Raw genomic sequence first — 3,698 nt, forward strand, 5'->3', positions numbered from 1 at the left:
TCATTTACTATTTCCTGTCGCTCAAATAATTCGAGGCTTTTGAAGTATTCTGTGAAATTTTGTGGTATCATGACTTTCGTTTTTACTAAAATACAACTTATTTAAGTCATATTATAGAATATAGCCATTATAATTAAGAAAAAATGTATTTCAGCAAGCTAAACAAAACTATATAAAAGTAGATTTTAAAATATCGAAATCTTAACCCTAAACATTATGTCCTATAGGTGACAAATATCATTTTAAAACAGTGAAATCAATAATACCTTTAAGCTATGAAAGCAAACCTCAACTTGGGCAGCGTATCTGGTATCAAGATAAAAGTGCATTGGACATTTATATTTATAATTCTTTGGGTGGTTTTTGCAGAATTAAAACAAGGTGGCAATACGCAAAGTGTGTTATACAATGTTGCCTTTATTTTGGTTGTCTTTGTTTGTGTCATTCTTCATGAATTGGGTCACGCACTAACTGCCAAGCAGTTTGGTATTAACACCAAGAAAATTACCTTGTTACCGATTGGAGGCTTGGCAAGTTTGGATAAAATACCTGAATCTCCAAGGCAAGAGCTTATTGTGACTATTGCTGGTCCTTTGGTAAATGTTGCCATTGCCTTGCTGCTTTATTTCTTTATTCAGTTTGAAAATTATAGCAATCTTAATTTAGATGAAGCCTTTATTGTCTTAAAAAAACTAACGCTTCAAAATTTTATTTTCTATTTGTTTGTTGTGAATATTGGTTTGGTCATATTTAATGTCATACCTGCATTTCCTATGGATGGCGGTCGGGTTTTAAGAGCGCTTTTATCGTTAAGAATGAATCGTGTTAAAGCTACCAAAATTGCAGCTTCTATCGGTCAATTTATTGCTGCATTCTTTTTATTGTTTGGCTTGTTGTACAATCCATTTTTAGTATTTATTGCACTCTTTATTTTTTTAGGTGCCTATGGCGAAAACCAAATGGTACAACATATGGCATTACTAAAAGACCATAACGTCAAAGACGCAATGCTCACAAATATTACCACTTTACAACCTGAAACAACACTAGATGACATCTTGAAACTCATTATTTCTGGGACAGAAACCAATTTTATAGTTACAAAAGATGATGCTGTATTGGGCATAGTCTATCATAAAACCATAATTGAATATTCTAGCAACAGAAATAAATTAGCCAAGGACATCATGGAAACTGATTTTAAAACGCTAAACACCAGCGATAATCTCAAAAGCACTTACGCTAGCATAATGGGCAAAAAGCAGATGTTTTTCCCTGTATTAGAAAATGAAAAACTAATAGGTGCCATTGACCATACCAACCTCAACGAATTTATTATGCTACAAACCAAATTAGTATATTAAATGAAGTATTTTAATTACATCCTTTTAATCATATTCTTAATGTCTTGTTCGGATAAAACTGATAAAATCCTACCCGAAGAACAAGTACTAACAGAATCTGTATACGCATCGGTAACCATACAGCCTGATAGTCTTTATCAATCTTACGCCATTGTTTCTGGTATTTTAGATGCTAATTTAGTTGAAGAAGGTGATGCGGTTATAAAAGATGAAATCATAATTCAAATTATTAATAACACACCTAAACTAAACACACAAAACTCTAAACTGGCTTTAGATTTAGCTAAACAGAATTACAAAGGTAGTGCTGCAATTTTAAATAGTATAAAAGATGAAATTGAGGCTACTAGATTGAAGTATAAAAATGATTCTATTAATTATTACAGACAAGAAAATCTATGGAAACAAAATATTGGCTCCAAAGTACAATACGATTCAAAAAAACTAAATTACGAGCTATCATCCAATAGTTTACGTTTACTACAAAGCAAATACACACGCACAAAAAACGAATTAGAGACCGCGGTACAACAAGCACAAAATAACTACTTATCGGCATTGATTAACACCAAAGATTTTGCTGTAAAAAGTAAGATTAACGGTAAGGTCTATGCTTTGTACAAAGAACCTGGCGAAATCGTCACAACTATGGAACCCTTAGCAGCTATTGGAAGTACCAACAATTTTATCATAGAACTGTTAGTTGACGAAGTAGACATAGTCCGCATTGCTAAAGGGCAAAATATCCTAATCACCTTAGATGCCTATAATAATGAAGTTTTTAAAGGAAAGGTTTCAAAAATTTATCCAAAAAAAGATGAGCGCAACCAGACTTTTTTAGTAGAAGGAGTTTTTAACAATGCTCCACCAAAACTTTATCCTGGACTTTCTGGTGAAGCCAATATAGTTATTGCAAAACGCGACAATGCGTTAACTATACCAAAAACATATCTTATTGATGGCAGCAAAGTAAAAACCGATGATGGTATTGTTACTGTCGAAACTGGATTGCAAAGTATGGAACATGTAGAAATCTTATTAGGAATTACGAAAGAAACTTATATTCACAAACCCGACTGATGATAAACTGGAAGGTCATACTAAACATAGCCAAAACACACTTATTGACAAAAATTAAGCAAACGTCAATTGCAGCTTTGGGTGTTACGTTTGGTATTGGTGCCTACATCACTTTAGTCTGCTTTATGACGGGTTTAAATAAAATGTTGGATGATTTAATTCTCAATCAAACACCACACATTCATATTTATAACGAAATAGAACCGTCAGAAAAACAGCCTATCGCTTTATATGATGAATTTGAGAACAGCTTAAATATCATTCATTCTATAAAACCAAAAATTACTCAAAAAAAAATCCATAATGCTTTACCCATTATTGATTATTTAGAACGCGATAAAAACGTTCGTGCTGCGCTACCTCGAATAGAAACCCAAATTTTTTATATAGCAGGTTCAATTGAAATTGGAGGCAACTTAACGGGAATTAATCCAATTAATGAAGCCAAATATTTCAACATGGGAGATTATATTGTTGAAGGTTCAGCAGAAGCCCTTCAAAATATGGATAATAGTATTTTATTGGGTATTGGTATTGCAGAAAAAATGTCACTAAAAGTTGGTGACCGTGTACAATTAAGCCCAATTGAAGGTGACATTTTTCCGTTAAAAATTGTCGGGTTTTACCAAAGTGGTATTGCTGATTTAGATGCGGTACAAAGTTTTACAAATATAAAAACCATACAACGTATTTTGGGTAAAGCCGAAAATTATATCACGGACATTAATGTAAAACTTCATGATATGGAACTCGCACTTCCTATGTCTAAAAACATTGAGCAGCAATTCAATCTAAAAGCTATTGATATCAATACCGCAAATGCACAATTTGAAACTGGCACAACCATAAGAAACCTTATTACTTACGCAGTTTCAGTAACCTTACTCATTGTTGCTGGTTTTGGAATATATAATATTTTGAATATGCTTATTTATGAAAAAATGAACGATATCGCGATACTAAAAGCCACAGGATTTTCTGGTCATGACGTCCAATTGATATTCATGAGTCAAGCCATGATTATCGGTTTTGTAGGTGGTATTATAGGTTTACTCATCGGTTTTGGGTTAACACGTTTAATCGATACTATTCCATTTCAAACAGAAGCGCTTCCAACTGTAGAAACCTACAGGGCAAACGCATCTAAAAAAGTTTAATATTTGGGGTTAAATCATTGGTTTTCAGTTGTTTTTATGAATTAATTTTTGTATATTATATTGATAATCAATATTTTATGTACTTTGAAAACAACAA

Annotated in this window: 3 protein-coding genes; all 3 read left to right on the forward strand. The window is 32.5% G+C overall.

Annotated elements, in window-relative coordinates:
• The first annotated feature begins 275 nt into the window (after positions 1-275).
• Genes HKP48_RS04245 through HKP48_RS04255 form a run of 3 tightly spaced genes read left to right on the forward strand, consistent with a single transcriptional unit; the run spans position 276 to position 3,601 of the window.
• Positions 276-1,364: a site-2 protease family protein gene (locus HKP48_RS04245; RefSeq protein WP_296343162.1), complete on the forward strand. Its 1,089-nt coding sequence runs from the start codon at positions 276-278 to the stop codon at positions 1,362-1,364.
• The gene (locus HKP48_RS04250) at positions 1,365-2,444 is read left to right on the forward strand and encodes an efflux RND transporter periplasmic adaptor subunit (RefSeq protein WP_296343165.1); all 1,080 of its coding nucleotides are present in this window, start codon (positions 1,365-1,367) and stop codon (positions 2,442-2,444) included.
• Positions 2,444-3,601, forward strand: coding sequence for an FtsX-like permease family protein (locus HKP48_RS04255; RefSeq protein WP_296343167.1), 1,158 nt, complete (start codon positions 2,444-2,446; stop codon positions 3,599-3,601). Before HKP48_RS04250 ends, HKP48_RS04255 begins: the two co-directional genes overlap by 1 nt.
• Positions 3,602-3,698: the final 97 nt, after the last annotated feature.

Origin of the sequence: Winogradskyella sp. (assembly GCF_013042245.1) — a bacterium.
Classification (GTDB): Bacteria; Bacteroidota; Bacteroidia; order Flavobacteriales; family Flavobacteriaceae; genus Winogradskyella.